Origin of the sequence: Pseudomonas sp. 65/3-MNA-CIBAN-0223 (assembly GCF_040310425.1) — a bacterium.
Taxonomy (GTDB): Bacteria; Pseudomonadota; Gammaproteobacteria; order Pseudomonadales; family Pseudomonadaceae; genus Aquipseudomonas; species Aquipseudomonas gregormendelii.
The window spans coordinates 296293-315197 of sequence record NZ_JBEOPV010000008.1 but is presented as its reverse complement, the minus strand read 5'-3'; the positions used below and the strand labels follow the sequence as shown (position 1 = coordinate 315197).

Annotated in this window: 15 protein-coding genes; 8 read left to right on the top strand and 7 right to left on the bottom strand. The window is 56.6% G+C overall.

Annotated elements, in window-relative coordinates; translation table 11 throughout:
* Positions 1-203 precede the first annotated feature (203 nt).
* From gyrB to dnaA, 4 genes are read right to left on the bottom strand one after another with little or no spacing between them, the layout of a single operon-like run.
* Complete coding sequence (gyrB, locus tag AAEZ09_RS12580; protein WP_045061234.1) at positions 204-2621, bottom strand: DNA topoisomerase (ATP-hydrolyzing) subunit B; 2418 nt, start codon at positions 2619-2621, stop codon at positions 204-206.
* A 5-nt stretch (positions 2622-2626) separates the two neighbouring features.
* Positions 2627-3730 (bottom strand): DNA replication/repair protein RecF, encoded by a 1104-nt coding sequence (gene recF / locus AAEZ09_RS12575; protein ID WP_045061235.1) that lies wholly within the window; start codon positions 3728-3730, stop codon positions 2627-2629.
* 20 nt (positions 3731-3750) lie between these two features.
* The gene (gene dnaN / locus AAEZ09_RS12570) at positions 3751-4854 is read right to left on the bottom strand and encodes a DNA polymerase III subunit beta (protein WP_007948106.1); all 1104 of its coding nucleotides are present in this window, start codon (positions 4852-4854) and stop codon (positions 3751-3753) included.
* 38 nt (positions 4855-4892) lie between these two features.
* Positions 4893-6416 carry a chromosomal replication initiator protein DnaA gene (gene dnaA, locus AAEZ09_RS12565; RefSeq protein WP_045061236.1) on the bottom strand — a complete coding sequence of 508 codons (1524 nt, stop codon included), beginning with the start codon at positions 6414-6416 and terminating at the stop codon, positions 4893-4895.
* Between the two features lie 566 nt (positions 6417-6982).
* Here dnaA and rpmH point away from each other — a divergent pair.
* The 5 genes from rpmH to mnmE all read left to right on the top strand — a co-directional run bounded on the left by rpmH (position 6983) and on the right by mnmE (position 10911).
* Positions 6983-7117, top strand: a complete 135-nt coding sequence (gene rpmH / locus AAEZ09_RS12560) for a 50S ribosomal protein L34 (RefSeq protein ID WP_003213577.1) — start codon at positions 6983-6985, stop codon at positions 7115-7117.
* Positions 7118-7133: 16 nt separating this feature from the next.
* Positions 7134-7535 (top strand): ribonuclease P protein component, encoded by a 402-nt coding sequence (gene rnpA, locus AAEZ09_RS12555; RefSeq protein ID WP_045061255.1) that lies wholly within the window; start codon positions 7134-7136, stop codon positions 7533-7535.
* Complete coding sequence (yidD, locus tag AAEZ09_RS12550; RefSeq protein WP_052966011.1) at positions 7528-7773, top strand: membrane protein insertion efficiency factor YidD; 246 nt, start codon at positions 7528-7530, stop codon at positions 7771-7773. Before rnpA ends, yidD begins: the two co-directional genes overlap by 8 nt.
* 2 nt (positions 7774-7775) lie before the next feature.
* A complete protein-coding gene (gene yidC / locus AAEZ09_RS12545) occupies positions 7776-9461 on the top strand; it encodes a membrane protein insertase YidC (protein ID WP_350599627.1) in 1686 nt (561 codons plus the stop codon).
* Between the two features lie 79 nt (positions 9462-9540).
* Positions 9541-10911 carry a tRNA uridine-5-carboxymethylaminomethyl(34) synthesis GTPase MnmE gene (gene mnmE, locus AAEZ09_RS12540; RefSeq protein ID WP_350599626.1) on the top strand — a complete coding sequence of 457 codons (1371 nt, stop codon included), beginning with the start codon at positions 9541-9543 and terminating at the stop codon, positions 10909-10911.
* Positions 10912-10960: 49 nt separating this feature from the next.
* Here mnmE and AAEZ09_RS12535 read toward each other — a convergent pair whose 3' ends face one another.
* From AAEZ09_RS12535 to AAEZ09_RS12525, 3 genes are all read right to left on the bottom strand, one after another.
* Entirely contained in the window at positions 10961-13393 is a 2433-nt protein-coding gene (locus AAEZ09_RS12535) for a TonB-dependent siderophore receptor (protein ID WP_350599625.1), read from the bottom strand.
* A gap of 109 nt (positions 13394-13502) precedes the next feature.
* Positions 13503-14450, bottom strand: a complete 948-nt coding sequence (locus tag AAEZ09_RS12530) for a FecR domain-containing protein (protein ID WP_350599623.1) — start codon at positions 14448-14450, stop codon at positions 13503-13505.
* Positions 14450-14956: a sigma-70 family RNA polymerase sigma factor gene (locus AAEZ09_RS12525; RefSeq protein ID WP_350599633.1), complete on the bottom strand. Its 507-nt coding sequence runs from the start codon at positions 14954-14956 to the stop codon at positions 14450-14452. The genes AAEZ09_RS12530 and AAEZ09_RS12525 overlap by 1 nt, the downstream gene beginning before the upstream one ends.
* A 593-nt stretch (positions 14957-15549) precedes the next feature.
* Between AAEZ09_RS12525 and mnmG the strand changes: the two genes are divergently transcribed.
* The 3 genes from mnmG to AAEZ09_RS12510 are packed head-to-tail and all read left to right on the top strand — an operon-like array spanning position 15550 to position 18905.
* Complete coding sequence (gene mnmG / locus AAEZ09_RS12520; protein WP_045061241.1) at positions 15550-17448, top strand: tRNA uridine-5-carboxymethylaminomethyl(34) synthesis enzyme MnmG; 1899 nt, start codon at positions 15550-15552, stop codon at positions 17446-17448.
* Positions 17445-18089: a 16S rRNA (guanine(527)-N(7))-methyltransferase RsmG gene (gene rsmG, locus AAEZ09_RS12515; protein ID WP_205891785.1), complete on the top strand. Its 645-nt coding sequence runs from the start codon at positions 17445-17447 to the stop codon at positions 18087-18089. The genes mnmG and rsmG overlap by 4 nt, the downstream gene beginning before the upstream one ends.
* 18 nt (positions 18090-18107) lie before the next feature.
* Positions 18108-18905: a ParA family protein gene (locus tag AAEZ09_RS12510; protein ID WP_007934331.1), complete on the top strand. Its 798-nt coding sequence runs from the start codon at positions 18108-18110 to the stop codon at positions 18903-18905.

The following is an 18905-nucleotide window of genomic DNA, read 5'->3' as shown; positions in this document are numbered from 1 at the left end:
CACCTCCAAGTCACCAGCGAGGCCACCACAGCCAAGCTGGTTGCGCTTGCGCGCAACGCGCCATGCCTGGCGCACATGTAAAAAAACCGGCTGATATAGCCGGTTTTTTTATGAGCGAAATTCGTCGCTTCAGAGCCTCTTGCGAAACAAAAAGGCCAACGCAAGCGTTGGCCTTTTTGTTTGGCTGGGTTACCTAGACTGGATCAGAAGTCCAGATTCGAAACCGCCAAGGCGTTGCTCTCGATGAAGTCACGGCGAGGCTCGACCGCATCACCCATCAGGGTGTTGAAGATCTGGTCCGCGCCAATGGCGTCTTCGATGGTCACCTTCAGCATACGGCGCTGCGCAGGGTCCATGGTGGTCTCCCACAGCTGATCCGGGTTCATCTCGCCCAGACCTTTGTATCGCTGAATGGTGTGCCGCTTGGTGCTTTCGGCCATCAACCATTCAAGCGCTTCCTTGAACTCGGTGACGGCCTTCTTGCGTTCGCCACGCTGGATATACGCGCCTTCGTCCAGCAGGGTGCTCAACTGGGCGCCCAGGGAGACAACGGTCTTGTAATCGTTGCTGCCGAAGAAGTCGCGGTTGAACGTCACGTAGTTCGACAAGCCGTGGGAGATCAGCTCGACCTCAGGCAGCCAAACGTTACGTTCACGGTCTTCACGCAAGCTGGCCTTATAGACCAGACCCGACTTCTCGACGGTACGCAGGCGAACTTCGAACTTGGCCAACCATTCCTGCATGGCTGCATGATCGGACAGTTGCTCCATGCTGACTGCAGGCAGGTAGATGAAGTGCTCGGTCAGCTCCTGAGGGTACAGGCGCGACAGACGCTTGAGGGTCTTCATCACCAGGCGGAAATCATTCACCAGGCGCTCAAGGGCTTCACCAGAGATACCCGGTGCCTCTTCATTCAAGTGCAGGCTGGCATCTTCCAGGGCCGATTGCGTCATGTATTCTTCCATGGCGTCATCGTCTTTGATGTACTGCTCTTGCTTGCCTTTCTTGACCTTGTACAGCGGCGGCTGGGCGATGTAGATGTAGCCACGCTCGATCAGCTCGGGCAACTGACGGAAGAAGAAGGTCAGCAGCAGGGTACGGATGTGCGAACCGTCGACGTCAGCATCGGTCATGATGATGATGTTGTGATAACGCAGTTTCTCAATGTTGTACTCGTCACGACCGATGCCGCAGCCGAGCGCCGTGATCAAGGTGCCTACTTCCTGCGAAGAGATCATCTTGTCGAAGCGGGCTTTCTCAACGTTGAGAATCTTGCCCTTCAACGGCAGGATGGCCTGGGTACGACGATTACGTCCCTGCTTGGCGGAGCCGCCAGCAGAGTCACCTTCCACGAGATACAGTTCGGAGAGGGCAGGGTCTTTTTCCTGGCAGTCAGCCAGTTTGCCGGGCAGGCCAGCGATATCCAGCGCGCCCTTGCGACGGGTCATCTCACGGGCTTTACGTGCTGCTTCACGGGCACGAGCGGCGTCGATCATCTTGCCGACGACCAGCTTGGCTTCGTTCGGGTTTTCCAGCAGGAAGTCGGAGAAGTACTTGCCCATTTCCTGTTCGACAGCGGTCTTCACTTCGGAAGAAACCAGCTTGTCCTTGGTCTGGGAGCTGAACTTCGGATCCGGGACTTTCACCGAAATGATCGCGGTCAGGCCTTCGCGCGCATCGTCACCTGTAGTGGCAACTTTGTGCTTCTTCGCCAAGCCCTCGGCTTCGATGTAAGTGTTCAGGTTACGCGTCAACGCCGAACGGAAACCCACCAGGTGAGTACCGCCGTCGCGCTGTGGAATGTTGTTGGTGAAGCACAACAGGTTCTCGTTGAAGCTGTCATTCCACTGCAGGGCGATTTCTACGCCAATGCCATCTTCACGCTGGATGTTGAAGTGGAACACCTGGTTGACCGGAGTCTTGTTGGTGTTCAGGTATTCAACGAACGCGCGCAGGCCGCCTTCATATTTGAACAGCTCTTCCTTGCCGCTACGCTCATCCTTGAGGACGATGCCAACACCGGAGTTCAGGAACGACAGTTCACGAATCCGCTTGGCCAGGATATCCCAGCTGAAGTGGATATTCTTGAAGGTCAGGTCGGAAGGCTTGAAGTGGATCTGGGTGCCAGTAGTTTCACTCTCGCCGACGATTTTCATCGGCTCTTTCGGAACGCCGTGGATATAGGTCTGTTCCCAGATCTTGCCACTGCGTCGTACTGTGAGGATAAGCTCTTCGGACAGGGCGTTCACAACCGATACACCGACACCGTGCAGACCGCCGGATACCTTGTAGGAGTTATCGTCGAACTTACCGCCGGCGTGCAGCACGGTCATGATGACCTCGGCTGCAGAAACCCCTTCTTCCTTGTGCACGTCAACCGGGATGCCACGGCCGTTATCGCGAACGGTGATGGATTCATCCGGGTGGATAATAATGCTGATGTCGTCGCAGTGGCCGGCGAGAGCTTCGTCGATCGAGTTATCGACCACCTCGAACACCATGTGGTGCAGACCGCTGCCATCGTCGGTGTCACCAATGTACATACCGGGACGTTTGCGTACGGCATCCAGGCCTTTCAGCACTTTAATGCTCGTTGAGTCGTACGTATTTTCTTCGCTCAATGCCTTCACTCCCGATGGTCGTGGGTCTGGGTGATACGGCCCTGTTCCACGTGGAACAAAGCGACTGGCGTTTCCGTCTGCCAGCCTTCCCTCAATAATTCATGATCTACACAGGTGATAAATACCTGGCAGCGTAAGTCTTCCAACAAGCGGCAAAGCGCGCGGCGGTGATGCTCATCCAATTCGGACGGCAGGTCATCCACCAGATAAATACACTGGCCGCGACGGGCTTGGCTTACCAAGTGCCCCTGGGCGATGCGTAATGCACAAACCACCAGCTTCTGCTGACCGCGGGACAAGATGTCCGCAGCGTTATGTGCGCCCAATCTGAGACGCAAATCAGCGCGTTGTGGTCCGGCCTGGGTATGGCCCATTTGCTGATCCCGTTGCACGGAACCGGCGAGCACTGCACTCAGTTCGCGGTCTTTGTCCCAGCCTCTGTAATAGCTGAGCGTCAAACCTTCAAGTTCAACCAACTCGCTCAGGGTTTGTTCAAAGACTGGTTTCAAGGCTTTGATATAGGCGCGGCGGTATTCATCGATTTCCGCGCTGGCCTGGCACAGTTCCCTGTCCCAAACCGCTTGCGAAACGGCGTCAAGTGTACCATGCCGAAGCCAAGAGTTTCTCTGGCGCAGGGCCTTCTGCAACCGTTGCCAGGTGGACATGAATCGTGGTTCCACGTGGAACACACCCCAGTCGAGAAACTGCCGACGAATTTTCGGCGCGCCTTCGAGCAGCCGGAAGCTATCTGGGTTGATTAGCTGCAAAGGCAGGATCTCGGCCAGCTGGGCTGCGCTACGAGCGTTTTGCCCATCTATGCGGATCTGGAACTCACCCTGGCGGTCGCGCGAGACCCCCAGGGCGCTATGGCCGCCGTCGGCTAGCTCGACTTGACCGAACACGGTGCACGCCAGCTGCTCGTACTGAATAACGGGGAGCAGCCGGGTGCTGCGAAACGAACGGGCCAGGCCCAGCAGATGGATGGCTTCCAATACGCTGGTCTTACCGCTGCCGTTGGCGCCGTAAAGAATATTGATTCGAGGAGAGGGGGAGAGGGTCACCGGGTGCAGATTGCGCACCGCGGTGACCGAGACGCGACTTAATGACATCTAGCTTCTGCTGAGCATGATTACAGACGCATCGGCATGACAACGTAGGCCGAGTCGTCGTTGTCGGACTCCTGCACCAGCGCGCTGCTGTTGGAGTCGGACAGAATGAGGCGAACCTGCTCAGTGGTCATCACGCCCAGCACGTCGAGCAAATAGCTGACGTTGAAGCCGATTTCCAGGGAGCCGCCGTTGTACTCAACGCCCACTTCTTCCTCTGCCTCTTCCTGCTCAGGGTTGTTAGCCTGGATCTTCAGCTGACCATTGGCCAGTTGCAGGCGGATGCCACGATACTTTTCGTTGGACAGAATCGCGGTGCGGCTGAAGGCTTCACGGAGTGCCTGACGATCGCCGAGAACCAGCTTGTCACCACCTTTAGGCAGGACACGCTCGTAGTCGGGGAATTTGCCGTCTACCAGTTTGGAGGTGAAGGTGAACTCACCTGTGGTAGCACGAATATGGTGCTGGCCCAACACGATGCTGACGATGCCATCCGGCTCGGTGAGCAGACGCGCCAGTTCAAGGATGCCCTTGCGTGGCACGATCACCTGGTGACGATCCGGTTGACCGATATCCGCCTGCATTGAGCACATCGCCAGGCGGTGGCCGTCGGTGGCCACGGCGCGGATGATTCCGGCCGACACTTCCAGAAGCATGCCATTGAGGTAATAGCGCACATCTTGCTGGGCCATGGCGAAGCTGGTGCGCTCGATCAGACGACGCAACTTGCTTTGCTCCAGGCTGCACGTCAGCGAACCTGGTCCTTCCTCAACAGTCGGGAAATCATTGGCTGGCAGCGTCGAGAGGGTAAAGCGGCTACGACCGGCTTTCACCACGAGCTTTTGCTCGTCGACCTTGATATCAATCAGCGCGTCATTCGGCAGGCTCTTGCAGATGTCCATCAACTTGCGCGCAGGCACAGTGATGGAACCCGGGTCTGCCGGCTCTTCGAGCTGTACACGACCGACCAGCTCGACTTCCAGGTCGGTACCGGTCAGCGACAGTTGCTGGCCTTCGACAACCAGCAGCACGTTGGAAAGCACCGGCAAGGTCTGTCGGCGTTCGACGACGCCTGCGACCAGTTGCAGGGGTTTCAACAGGGCTTCGCGTTGAATGGTGAAATGCATGGTCTAGTCCCTTGCCTTAATAAGCTGCGCTGGTGTCATCAAGTGGTCAGTGTACGCAGCAGGTTCTTGTAGTCCTCGCGGATGTCCGCGTCGGATTCCTTAAGTTCGTTGATCTTGCGGCAGGCGTGCAAAACCGTCGTATGGTCACGGCCGCCAAACACATCGCCGATTTCCGGCAGGCTGTGGTTGGTCAGCTCCTTGGACAACGCCATGGCCACCTGACGCGGACGTGCCACCGAGCGAGAACGACGCTTGGACAGCAGGTCGGAGATCTTGATCTTGTAGTACTCGGCGACCGTGCGCTGAATGTTATCCACAGAGACCAGTTTGTCTTGTAGCGCCAACAGATCCTTCAGGGATTCGCGGATCAACTCGATGGTGATATCGCGACCCATGAAGTGCGAGTGGGCGATCACGCGTTTAAGCGCGCCTTCCAGTTCTCGCACGTTGGAGCGAATGCGCTGGGCAATGAAGAACGCGGCGTCGTGCGGCAGATCAACCTTGGCCTGGTCGGCCTTCTTCATCAGGATCGCGACACGGGTTTCCAGTTCCGGCGGTTCGACTGCAACCGTCAGGCCCCAGCCGAAACGGGATTTCAGGCGTTCTTCAAGGCCTTCGATTTCTTTCGGATAGCGGTCACTGGTGAGAATGACCTGCTGGCCACCTTCGAGCAAAGCGTTGAAGGTGTGGAAAAACTCTTCCTGAGAACGTTCCTTGCGGGCGAAGAATTGAATGTCATCGATCAACAGCGCATCCACTGAACGGTAGAAGCGCTTGAATTCGTTGATTGCATTCAGCTGCAACGCCTTGACCATGTCGGCCACGAAACGCTCGGAATGCAGGTATACAACCTTCGCATTCGGATTCTTCTTTAACAGGTGGTTACCCACAGCGTGCATCAAGTGGGTCTTACCCAAGCCGACGCCGCCATAAAGGAAGAGCGGGTTGTAGCCATGCTTGGGGTTGTCCGCAACCTGCCAGGCCGCAGCGCGGGCGAGTTGGTTGGACTTGCCCTCGACGAAGTTCTCGAAGGTAAAAGTGCGGTTCAGGTAGCTGGTGTGCTTGAGCGCACCTTCGACCTGCACCGTGCGCTGTTCAGCGCGAATCGGGGCCTGTTGCGAACTGGCACCGGCCATCGGGTCGAAACTGTCCCGGGACGGTTCTTCGCTGACATCGGCAATTTTTTGCGTCGAGCGTTTGCTCTGCTGCGGGGCAGCGGGCGCAGGCGCTGGTGAACTGACCGGAGCCTGTGCGGCCTGAGCCTGGGACGCGGCGGCGGCCAGCGGAGCATTGGGTGCCGCCCGCGGCGCCGAACTGCGTTTGCTGCCTATTAATAAGGACAGCGCCGGCATCGAGCCATTGCCATGCTCATCCAGCAGCTCAAGAACACGACTCAGATACTTTTCGTTGACCCAGTCGAGAACAAAACGATTCGGCGCGTAGACACGCAGCTCGTCGCCTTCGGCTTCGACCTGTAGTGGACGGATCCAAGTGTTGAATTGTTGGGCAGGCAGCTCATCGCGCAAAAGCTCCACGCACTGCTGCCAAAGTTCCACTGACACGGATATCCCCTAAGTTGAAAGCCGGTGAGGCAAAAACAAGCGGCCATTGTAACGATCAGGCGCCGACTTATCCACACGAAGGTTGTTCATCCACCAAGAAGAATCAACGCTTTATAGGGAAAAAAGGCGACCAATGGTCTGTGCATAAGCTCTGTGGATAACCAGGGTTAAGGTCATTGCACAAGTAGGGGGGAAACTCGGTGGATAACCTGCCTGTGGATAAACATGCCTTTCACCCACAGCTTATCCGACAGCGCAGCACAGGCTGACCACCGTTTACCACGGTAGTTGTCATTCTCTGTACACCGCGTATTACCTGGCCCCAAGGTAGTTATCCACAGCAAAGTGCCTGCCTAGCTTTTATAAGCTTTACAAAAAAGCTTTAAATACTTTCCTTCTTTATTTCTATATCTACAGGTTGGTCAGGCACCAGGAATCGCCTGCAGATCTATTTATAAGGAAACGCTGGTTGGAAATTGACCTAGAGGCTTGCTTTCTCTAGAATCCCCGGTCTCTTAAAACGGGGGCCATTCCGGCCCGTTGTGGACGAACCAGGTAACACGACAATGAAACGTACTTTCCAACCAAGCACTATCAAACGCGCTCGTACCCACGGTTTCCGTGCTCGCATGGCTACCAAAAACGGTCGCGCCGTCCTGTCGCGTCGTCGCGCCAAAGGTCGTGCGCGTCTGGCAGTTTGATAATCCGGCACTGGAGGTGAGTCAGGACTTCAGTCGGGAGAAGCGTTTGCTTACCCCCCGGCATTTCAAGGCAGTCTTTGACTCCCCTACCGGCAAGGTTCCGGGGAAAAATCTCCTGCTCCTTGCGCGCAATAACGATCTTGATCACCCCCGTCTCGGGCTGGTTATCGGGAAAAAGAGCGTAAAGCTCTCCGTCGAGCGCAATCGCCTCAAACGTCTGATGCGCGAATCGTTCCGTCTGCACCAGGAATCACTGGTCGGTTGGGACATTGTTATCGTCGCGCGCAAAGGTTTGGGTGACGTAGAAAACCCCGAATTGATTCAGCATTTCGGCAAACTCTGGAAGCGTCTGGCACGCAGCACGCCGGTACCAGCAGTCAAAACCGAAACTGTAGGGGTAGACAGTCCCGATGCGTAAACTGGCACTCGTTCCGATCCAGTTTTATCGCTATGCCATTAGTCCTCTGATGGCCAGTCACTGTCGCTTCTACCCCAGTTGTTCCTGCTACGCGTATGAAGCCATAGAAAATCATGGCCTTCTGCGCGGTGGCTGGCTGACCTTTCGTCGTTTAGGTCGCTGTCATCCGTGGAATCCCGGTGGTTATGACCCGGTTCCATCTATCCCTACCTCCCGTTCTTCTTCGATGGCCGAGTAATCATGGATATCAAACGCACGATCCTGATCGTCGCCCTGGCAATCGTGGCCTACGTTATGGTCCTTAAATGGAACCAGGACTACGGTCAAACTGCCCTGCCGACTCAGAATGTTGCTTCCAGTACCACCGCACCGGGCCTACCGGATACGGCGACTGGCAATAATGCTTCTGTCAGTGACGACATTCCGCGCGCCCCAAGCGATACCAGTGCAACTGCTCCTGCTGAAACTCCGGTAGTGGCAAGCAAAGACCTCATCCGCATCAAAACGGATGTGCTCGACCTGGCAGTCGATCCACAGGGTGGTGACGTTGCCCAACTGACACTGCCGCTGTATCCACGTCGCCAGGACCATCCGGAAATTCCGTTCCAGTTGTTCGACAACGGCAATGAGCGCACTTATCTGGCTCAAAGCGGTTTGATCGGCACCAATGGTCCGGACGCGAGCCCGGCCGGTCGCCCGATTTACTCCTCGGAGAAGAAGGTTTACCAGCTGGCTGATGGCCAGGACCAAATGGTCGTGGACCTGAAGTTCAGCAAGGACGGCGTCAATTACATCAAGCGTTTCACCGTGAAACGTGGCCTGTATGACGTAACCGTTTCGTACCTGATCGACAACGAGAGCGCTCAACCTTGGTCTGGCGCGATGTTCGCCCAACTCAAGCGTGACGCCAGCGGCGACCCATCCTCGACTACGGCCACCGGTACTGCCACTTATCTGGGCGCTGCCCTGTGGACAAGTAACGAGCCGTACAAGAAAGTGTCCATGAAAGACATGGACAAGGCCCAGCTGAAGGAAACCGTCAGCGGTGGTTGGGTTGCCTGGTTGCAGCATTACTTCGTAACAGCATGGATTCCGGCGAAGGGCGAAAACAACGTCGTCCAGACCCGTAAAGACAGCAAAGGCAACTACATCATCGGCTTCACCGGTCCGGCAATTACTGTTGCGCCAGGTGCCAAAGCTGAAACCAGTGCGGTTCTCTACGCGGGTCCGAAAAGCCAGGCTGTGCTGAAAGAGTTGTCCCCAGGCCTGGAACTGACCGTCGACTACGGCATTCTGTGGTTCATTGCCCAGCCGATTTTCTGGCTGTTGCAACACATCCACGCGTTGGTCGGTAACTGGGGTTGGTCGATTATCTTCCTGACCATGCTGATCAAGGGGATCTTCTTCCCACTGTCGGCTGCCAGCTACAAATCCATGGCACGTATGCGTGCAGTGGCACCGAAACTGGCCGCGCTGAAAGAGCAACATGGCGACGACCGGCAGAAAATGTCGCAAGCCATGATGGAGCTGTACAAGAAAGAGAAGATCAATCCGCTGGGTGGTTGCTTGCCAATCCTCGTGCAGATGCCGGTTTTCCTTTCCCTGTACTGGGTTCTGCTGGAAAGCGTGGAAATGCGCCAGGCGCCGTTCATGCTGTGGATTACTGACCTGTCCATCAAGGATCCGTTCTTCATTCTGCCGATCATCATGGGCGCAACCATGTTCATCCAGCAGCAGTTGAACCCGACTCCACCGGATCCGATGCAGGCCAAGGTGATGAAGCTGATGCCAATCATCTTCACCTTCTTCTTCCTGTGGTTCCCGGCTGGTCTGGTGCTGTATTGGGTAGTCAACAACTGCCTGTCCATCGCCCAACAGTGGTACATCACGCGTAAAGTCGAAGCGGCTACTAAAGCAGCTGCCTGATTTACACTGTGGATAACCACTCAGAACGCCCCCTAGTGGGGCGTTTTGCTATCTGTCATTTTTGTCTGGATATCGGTTTATGAGCGTTCCTCGTGAAACCATCGCCGCTGTCGCAACTGCACAAGGTCGCGGTGGCGTGGGCATCGTGCGCATTTCGGGGCCACTGGCCAGTGTTGCTGCCAAAGCCTTCAGCGGCCGCGAACTGAAACCCCGATATGCCCACTACGGACCTTTCCTCGACGGCAACGAAGAGGTGCTGGACCAGGGGCTGGCCCTGTATTTCCCGGGCCCGAATTCGTTCACCGGCGAGGATGTACTGGAACTTCAGGGCCACGGCGGCCCGGTCGTCCTGGACATGTTGCTCAAGCGCTGCCTGGAACTGGGGTGTCGTCTGGCTCGCCCGGGCGAGTTCAGCGAACGGGCATTCCTCAACGACAAACTCGATCTGGCCCAGGCCGAAGCTATTGCTGACCTGATCGAAGCCAGTTCCGCACAGGCCGCGCGAAATGCGCTGCGTTCCCTGCAGGGAGCTTTTTCCCAGCGGGTGCATAACCTTACCGAGCAGTTGATTGGCCTGCGGATCTACGTTGAAGCGGCCATCGACTTCCCGGAGGAGGAAATCGACTTCCTCGCCGATGGCCATGTCCTGAGCATGCTCGACAAAGTGCGAGACGAGTTATCCACAGTACTACGTGAAGCCGGGCAGGGTGCCTTGCTGCGCGACGGTATGACCGTAGTCATCGCCGGTCGACCGAATGCTGGTAAATCCAGCCTGCTAAATGCCCTGGCGGGTCGCGAGGCTGCGATCGTCACCGAGATTGCCGGTACTACCCGGGACATTCTTCGCGAACATATCCACATCGATGGCATGCCGCTGCATGTAGTCGATACGGCCGGTCTGCGGGATACCGATGATCATGTGGAAAAGATTGGGGTGGAAAGGGCGTTGAAAGCTATCGGCGAGGCGGATCGGGTACTGCTGGTAGTCGATGCCACCGCACCGGAAGCGCTTGATCCGTTTGCCTTATGGCCCGAATTCCTCGAAGTGCGCCCGGACCCGGCCAAGGTCACATTGATCCGCAACAAGGCTGACCTGACAGGCGAAGCCATTGCACTGGAAGTCAGCGAGGATGGCCATGTCACTATCAACCTGAGTGCCAAGTCCGCCGGCACCGGCCTGGAACTGCTGCGAGATCATCTCAAGGCGTGCATGGGCTACGAGCAAACCTCTGAAAGTAGCTTCAGTGCCCGTCGACGCCACCTTGAGGCGTTGCGCCATGCCAGCGCATCCCTCGAGCACGGCCGAGCGCAACTGACACTGGCAGGTGCCGGGGAGTTGCTGGCCGAGGATCTGCGACAGGCGCAGCATTCCCTGGGAGAAATCACCGGTGCGTTCAGCTCCGATGATTTACTGGGGCGGATATTTTCGAGTTTTTGTATCGGCAAGTGAAAAAAAGGGCTGGGGATACGTTATCCACAGCCCTTTTTCTGACTGTTACTTACCAGTTATAGGAAACCGAGCCCAGTAAGGTTCGGCTTTCGCCCCAATAGCACCGCCCCGCATCATTACACCCAGCCACATACTCCTTGTCGAAGACGTTCTTTGCATTCACGTCGACCGTCCAGTTGGGGTCGATCTGATAGCCCACGGCCGCATCCACCAGGGTGACATCACCCGCATCCAGCTTTCCGTACAGGGACGGCGCCGTGTAGGCGAACGCGCTGTCGAAGTACCGCACACCGCCACCTGCATACAGTCCCTTGAGGCTGCCTTCGAGGAAGCGATACTTGGCCCAAACCGACGCCTGATTCCGCGGAACCCCCGTCATCTGGTGATCCTTGACCAGCGAGGTGGCGGAGTCCTTGGTGATGCGTGCATCGGTGTAGGTGTAGGCGGCCGTCACGTTCAGATTTGGCGTCAGGTTGCTGTTGAGTTCCAGCTCCACGCCTTTGGCACGGCTTTCACCCACTTGGCGATAGGTGGAAGTAGTTGCGTCAAAGTACGTATCATCTTTCTTGCGCAAGTCATACACCGAGGCGGTGAATGCCGTGTCCCAGCCGATGGGTTCGTATTTCAGACCCACTTCATACTGGCTGCTGGTGATCGGGGCCAACGGCGCACCCGAGTTGGAAATCTGCTGCACGGGCACAAACGCAGTGGAATAGCTGACGTACGGCGTCAGGCCGTTGTCGAACTGGTACATCACGCCGCCCTGGTAGGTGAACTTCCTGTCCTCAGAACTGATATTGCTGGCCGAAGCTACTTTGTCGCGGAAATCGCTGTCCACCCAGTCCTGACGACCTCCCAACACGAAAAGCCAGTGATCGTACTTGCTCTGGATCTGCGCATAGGCACCTTGCATTTGCTGTTCCAGCAAGGTGTTCTGCACCGCGATGGGGGTCAACGGATCGCGCAGGTAAACCGGGTTATATATGTCGATTGGCCCGACGAAGCCTGCATTCCAGTCCTGATTGAAGGAAGTGCGATCAAAGCTGCCGCCAAACAGCACGGTGTTTTCCAGGCCGCCCACCTCGAACTTGCCTTCCAGCTGATTATCCAGCGAATACACCATCGACTTGTTGAAGCGGTCATAGGCAGTCACGTTCAGGCGGGTACCAAAGCCTGCATTATTCAGATTGCCGGGCCAGGTTTCGTGACGGGTGATCCTGGACTGCATGTAGCGCGAGTTCTGCCGGAACTGCCAGTCGTCATTGAAGCTGTGGGTAAATTCATATCCGGTGCTCCACGTTTCCCTTTCGAAGGTGTTCCAGTCCGGGTCGCCGAGCATGGTGTGCTTGGATAACTTGCCATTGGGATTGTTGAGTAAGGTACCTGCGGCAGGCAGACCGAGCTCCATGTTGGTGTGATCCTTCTGGTAGTTGGCCAGCAGGGTCAAGGTGTTGTAGTCATCGAAGTTGAGGGTCAAGGAGGGGGCGATGTAGATCCGATCATCCGGCACGTGATCAGTTTGGGTGTCGGCATTGCGTCCCAGCATCACCATCCGGCCGAGAATGTTGCCGCTGTCATTGAGCGCACCGGCCACGTCGACACCCAATTGGCGACGATGGTTGGAACCGTAGCTCAGTTGCACCTCGCCCTGGGGGGCGGCAGTTGGGCGTTTGCTCACGATGTTGACCAGGCCACCAGGGGCGTTTTCGCCATAGAGCAATGAGGAAGGACCGCGAAAAATCTCTACTCGCTCCAGCCCGTACGGTTCGGTGCTGGTGTCGTACCGATTGCCTTGCACCCGCAAGCCATCTCGCAACAGACCATATCCATAGTCGGTAGCGTTAAAACCACGGATGAAAAACAGGTCGCCGGCGAGGCTATCGCCCGCCGCAAAGGGCGGCGCAAAAATGCCGGGTACGTAACCCAGTACATCGGTAAGGGTCTGGGATTTTTGATCCCTGATCCGCTGACTGGTGACCACCGACACCGAGCGCGGGGTTTCAGACAGCGGTGTGCTGGTCTTGGTCCCGACTCGACTATTTTTTGCGTTGTAGCCAACGTCTGCCGAGTAGTCGAGGCTCATTTGACCAGGTTGCGAGGCATTGATATTGGTGGCGCCCAGGACCAGGGGTCCATTCTCTGGTACTGGCTGGAGTATGTAGCTGCCGGGAGCACTCGGCACCGCCTGCAACCCAGAGCCTTCGAGTAATAACTGAAAACCCTCATCGATCGAGTAGTTACCTGCCACCCCCCCGGTTCGCAACCGAACGGTCTGCTGCGGCGAGAACGACAGGATCACATCGGCCGCCGCCGCGAACTGACTCAGCGCTCCATCCAGTGGTCCCGCGTCAATGGTAAAGCGTTGCGAAGAACTGGCTGCCATTGCGTTGTGTGTCAGCAGGCAACCTGCAGCAGTGGCTATCAATAAACCGTAGGCGAGGCAGTGGTGGGAAAAACGCTTGCGGAACTTAGGAAGACGCATGAGTGGATGAGCCCTGAAGGTGGCGAAGAGCCGCGTGAGTCGCGATTACCTGTAGGGCCGTGTCAGGATAAAAAAAGATAACCCTGTCGCTACCTATTTTTCTCCAGGCTCAGCCAGCGTGACCGACCGACACCCAGTAACGAGTGAAATAGCGCACACTAATAGGCAAGGAGGCTTGCAGATTGGCCAGCACAGCGTCGGTAGCGTCCAGTCGAAAAGTCCCGGATACCCGCAACTTCGCAGCCCCCTCATCACAGTGGATAACTCCCGACCGATATCGAGCCAGTTCCCCCAGCACCTCACCCAGCGGGGTATCCAATACGATGAGCTGGCCGTTGATCCAGGCTGCTTGCGATGACCGATAAGGGTGAATGGCGCCTAGGCGGTCACTGCGCAAATCAATGCCTTCTCCTGCTTGGAGTATTCGCGAACCAGTGGAAGCACTGGTTGGTTGCACGTTCACCCGGTCCTCCAGTACACCAACACGTGTCGAGCCTGAAAATTGCTGCACCGAAAAACGTGTACCCAACGCCTGTATCCGACCATCGGGGGTTTCGACGATGAAGGGCCGTTGGTCGCCGAGCTTGCCAGTGCTTACAAGAATTTCCCCGGAGCGCAATCGAATCAACCGTTGCTGATCATCGAACAGCACATCCACCGCGGTCTGGGTGTTCAGGTGCAACTGAGTACCATCGGCCAGCTCGATTTTCCGGCGTTGACCCACCTTGGTTGAATAATCCGCCCAGACGTTACCCAGCGTCGTGTATTTCTGGGCGTTCCAACCGACATAGCCGGTGCCGGCGACTATCAGCAAGAGTTTGAGCATCTGCCGACGATTTTGGCCAGGAGTCAGGGCGCGTCTAGCCAGATCCCTGGGCATTGCCCCCAAGTGCCTTTGCATTTGCTCCATCTGGTTCCACGCGGCGAGGTGCGCTGGATTGCTGTCCACCCAACGCTGCCAGGCTTGTTGCTGTGCTGGCGTAGGCGGTTCGGCCTGGAACTGCACGTACCAGCCAGCAGCCGCTTCGAACACTTGACGATCCGGCGCCATAGCCATCACATCCCTGCCATGATCAAGGAACATTCGGTAAGAGCACGGACCATGTGTTTCTTCACTGTTGTCAGCGACACCTTGAGCTCTGCTGCAATCTGTTGATAAGTCAGCCCCTCGATCTGCGACAGCATAAAGATTCGCTGCGTGCGCGTACCCAGGCTGGCCAGGGCTTTATCCACAGCTATCAGGGTTTCGATAATGAGCGCCTTGTCCTCCTCACTGATGACCGTAATTTCGGACCTGGCTGCCAATGTTTCCAGGTAGGCCACCTCGATAGCGCGTCGACGATAACGGTCAATCACCAGCCCTCTGGCTACCGTTGCCAGATAGTCACGGGGTTCGCGAATGTGCATGGCATTACGTGAGCCCAGGATGCGCACAAAGGTGTCATGTGCGACATCCGCAGCATCGCACGCATCATGCAGCTTGCCCTTGAGCCATCCATACAACCAGGAATGGTGCTGCTCGTAGATGTGCTGAACGGCTGCCGTATGGGTGGGTAGGGACATAAGGGCATCAGGCTGGTTAATGATAATGCCTATTATTAACTTCCACTGCGCCGTCCCACAATAGCGCTCACCACGCAAAGCTCCTCCTTCAAATTTACTTTTTTCAATCGCTCGCGCCCGACGGGAAGGTGTCTGGGGGGAGTTTTTTTGCCGTCATTTCCAGGAAACTTCAAAAAACTGCGGATTAAGCCCTGTGAATAACTGCCACTAAGGGCAGTTGATAACAGGGCTCGAAAACTGAACATAACCGCCCCTGTGGATAACAACCACTTTCATCCACAGGCTTAAAGCGGTTATCCCAAGGACTCATTGGCACATGAACACAGGGTTTTTAATCTCTGTACATATTGAATATAAAGGTCTGTAGAGATCTATCCACAGAAAGGTGCCTCAGTAGAAATAAACATAAAAACAAAGATTTAATAAATTTCTCTCTTTTTAATTTCTATAACCCTGACTTCTCCACAGCTGGTTAAATTTTGTGCAAAGGGTTCTTTAGGAACGGCGAAGTCCCTATACTTGTCGACCAGGTCCAGAAACCTGAGCTCAAACCATTCCTGATTACCCAACTGAAAGCAGGCACGAGGTGCGTGGTGGATTTCCCTTCCCGTTTTGAAGTGATCGTCATCGGCGGCGGTCATGCCGGTACCGAGGCAGCACTGGCCTCAGCACGTATGGGGGCAAAAACCCTGTTGCTGACGCATAACGTGGAAACCCTCGGTGCCATGAGCTGCAATCCCGCTATTGGCGGGATTGGCAAAAGTCACCTGGTCAAGGAAATCGACGCCCTGGGCGGCGCGATGGCCATGGCTACTGACAAAGGCGGAATTCAGTTTCGCGTGTTGAACAGCCGCAAAGGCCCGGCCGTGCGTGCAACTCGCGCTCAAGCCGATCGGGTTCTGTACAAGGCAGCTGTCCGCGAAATCCTGGAAAACCAGCCGAACCTGTGGATATTTCAACAAGCGGCCGATGACGTCATCGTCGAGCAGGATCAGGTGCGTGGTGTCGTTACCCAAATGGGCCTGCGCTTTCTGGCAGATTCGGTGGTACTGACCACCGGCACCTTCCTGGGTGGACTTATCCACATCGGGATGCAGAATTTTTCCGGTGGTCGTGCCGGTGATCCGCCCTCAATCGCCCTGGCTCAACGTCTGCGCGAGCTGCCGCTGCGGGTGGGACGCCTGAAAACCGGAACGCCGCCGCGCATCGACAGCCGCTCAGTCGATTTTTCGATGATGACCGAGCAAGCCGGCGATACCCCGATTCCGGTGATGTCGTTCATGGGCTCCAAGGAGCAGCACCCGCGGCAGGTGAGCTGCTGGATTACCCATACCAACGCCCGCACCCACGAAATCATTGCCGCCAACCTTGATCGATCGCCGATGTACTCGGCTGCCGGGATGATCGAGGGCATCGGGCCGCGTTATTGCCCATCGATCGAAGACAAGATCCATCGCTTTGCCGACAAGGAAAGCCATCAGGTATTCATCGAACCTGAAGGTTTGACCACCAACGAGCTGTATCCCAACGGGATTTCCACTTCGTTGCCGTTCGACGTGCAATTACAGATCGTGCAGTCGATCCGAGGCATGGAAAATGCGCACATTGTTCGCCCGGGTTATGCGATCGAATACGACTATTTCGATCCCCGCGACCTGAAGTACAGCCTGGAAACCAAAGTAATCGCCGGCCTGTTTTTTGCCGGGCAAATCAACGGCACCACCGGTTACGAAGAAGCCGGCGCCCAGGGTTTGCTGGCCGGAGCCAATGCTGCACTGCGTGCACAAGGCAAAGATGCCTGGTGCCCGCGCCGCGACGAGGCGTACATCGGAGTATTGGTCGACGACCTGATTACCCTGGGTACTCAGGAACCGTACCGGATGTTTACCTCCCGTGCGGAGTACCGCCTGATCCTGCGCGAAGACAACGCCGACCTGCGCCTGACCGAAAAAGGTCGCGAGCTTGGCCTGGTGGATGACGCCCGCTGGGCGGCGTTCTGCACCAAACGCGAAAGCATTGCGCTGGAAGAACAACGTTTGAAAAGTACCTGGGTGCGCCCGGGTACCGAGCAGGGCGATGCCATTTCCGAGAAATTCGGCACCCCGCTGACTCACGAATACAACTTGCTCAACCTGCTGAGCCGTCCGGAAATCGACTACGCTGGCCTGATCGCCGTGACCGGTGGGGGTGCAGAAGATCCACAGGTTGCCGAGCAGGTCGAGATCAAGACCAAGTACGCCGGCTACATCGACCGGCAACAGGACGAAATTGCTCGTCTGCGGGCCAGCGAAGACACCAAATTGCCTGTGGATATCGATTACACGAATATCTCCGGTCTCTCCAAGGAGATCCAGGGCAAACTCGGTGCGACCCGTCCTGAGACACTGGGTCAGGCGTCACGTATTCCCGGCGTTACCCCGGCAGCCATTTCGCTGTTGATGATTCATTTGAAAAAACGCGGCGCGGGCCGTCAGTTGGAGCAAAGCGCTTGAGTTCGTTGGTCACCTCGCAACACGCCGAAGAGTTATCCACAGGTGCGCGCCAGCTCGGTGTCACACTGACCGAAACCCAGCACGCACAGCTGCTGGGTTACCTGGCCCTGTTGATCAAATGGAACAAGGCCTACAACCTGACCGCCGTCCGTGATCCGGATGAAATGGTTTCCCGCCACCTGCTCGACAGTTTGAGCGTGATGTCATTCGTCCAAGACGGTCGCTGGCTCGACGTCGGCAGCGGCGGCGGGATGCCCGGCATCCCGTTGGCCATCCTGTTTCCGCAGTCGCAAGTGACCTGCCTCGACAGCAACGGCAAGAAAACCCGGTTCCTGACCCAGGTCAAACTCGAGCTGAAACTGGACAACCTGCAAGTTATCCACAGTCGCGTCGAAGCTTTCCAGCCTGCCGAGCCATTCAACGGGATCATCTCCCGGGCTTTCAGCAGCATGGAAAACTTCAGCAACTGGACTCGCCACCTGGGCGACAGCAACACACGTTGGCTGGCAATGAAGGGCGTTCATCCGGCCGATGAGCTGGTAGCATTGCCGGCAGACTTCCACCTCGATAGCGAACACGCCCTGGCCGTACCTGGTTGCCAAGGCCAACGCCATCTGCTGATACTGCGCCGCACGGCATGATTGGGAACAAAAGCAAGAATGGCTAAGGTATTCGCGATTGCGAACCAGAAAGGTGGTGTGGGTAAAACCACCACCTGCATCAACCTCGCAGCATCCCTGGTCGCCACCAAGCGTCGGGTGCTGTTGATCGATCTCGATCCACAGGGCAACGCCACCATGGGTAGCGGTGTGGACAAGCACGGCCTGGAAAACTCGGTCTACGACCTGTTGATCGGTGAGTGTGACCTGGCTCAGGCCATGCACTACTCCGAGCACGGTGGTTACCAACTGCTGCCGGCCAACCGTGACCTGACTGCTGCCGAAGTGGTTCTGCTGGAAATGCAGATGAAGGAGAGTCGTCTGCGCAGCGCGCTGGCGCCAATCCGCGAGAACTACGATTACATTTTGATCGACTGCCCACCTTCGCTGTCGATGCTCACGCTCAACGCCCTGGTTGCCGCTGACGGGGTAATTATCCCCATGCAGTGCGAATATTTCGCACTGGAAGGCCTGAGCGACCTTGTGGATAACATCAAGCGCATCGCCGAGCTGCTCAATCCGAACCTGAAGGTCGAAGGCCTGCTGCGGACCATGTACGACCCGCGACTGAGCCTGATGAACGATGTGTCGGCGCAGCTCAAGGAACATTTTGGCGATCAGCTCTACGACACCGTTATTCCGCGCAACATCCGCTTGGCGGAAGCGCCGAGTTACGGCATGCCGGCGCTGGCGTACGACAAATCATCGCGGGGCGCCATTGCCTACCTGGCTTTGGCGGGCGAGATGGTTCGTCGCCAACGCAAAAATTCACGTACAGCCGCTGCTCAGGCAACTTAA

What these genes read in the sequence shown, in the direction of transcription:
- yidC (WP_350599627.1), top strand. Translation starts at nt 7,776, where the DNA reads ATGGATATCAAACGCACGATCCTGATCGTCGCCCTGGCAATCGTGGCC.
- rpmH (WP_003213577.1), top strand. Translation starts at nt 6,983, where the DNA reads ATGAAACGTACTTTCCAACCAAGCACTATCAAACGCGCTCGTACCCAC.
- mnmE (WP_350599626.1), top strand. Translation starts at nt 9,541, where the DNA reads ATGAGCGTTCCTCGTGAAACCATCGCCGCTGTCGCAACTGCACAAGGT.
- AAEZ09_RS12535 (WP_350599625.1), bottom strand. Translation starts at nt 13,393, where the DNA reads ATGCGTCTTCCTAAGTTCCGCAAGCGTTTTTCCCACCACTGCCTCGCC.
- AAEZ09_RS12525 (WP_350599633.1), bottom strand. Translation starts at nt 14,956, where the DNA reads ATGTCCCTACCCACCCATACGGCAGCCGTTCAGCACATCTACGAGCAG.
- recF (WP_045061235.1), bottom strand. Translation starts at nt 3,730, where the DNA reads ATGTCATTAAGTCGCGTCTCGGTCACCGCGGTGCGCAATCTGCACCCG.
- AAEZ09_RS12530 (WP_350599623.1), bottom strand. Translation starts at nt 14,450, where the DNA reads ATGGCTATGGCGCCGGATCGTCAAGTGTTCGAAGCGGCTGCTGGCTGG.
- dnaN (WP_007948106.1), bottom strand. Translation starts at nt 4,854, where the DNA reads ATGCATTTCACCATTCAACGCGAAGCCCTGTTGAAACCCCTGCAACTG.
- AAEZ09_RS12510 (WP_007934331.1), top strand. Translation starts at nt 18,108, where the DNA reads ATGGCTAAGGTATTCGCGATTGCGAACCAGAAAGGTGGTGTGGGTAAA.
- yidD (WP_052966011.1), top strand. Translation starts at nt 7,528, where the DNA reads ATGCGTAAACTGGCACTCGTTCCGATCCAGTTTTATCGCTATGCCATT.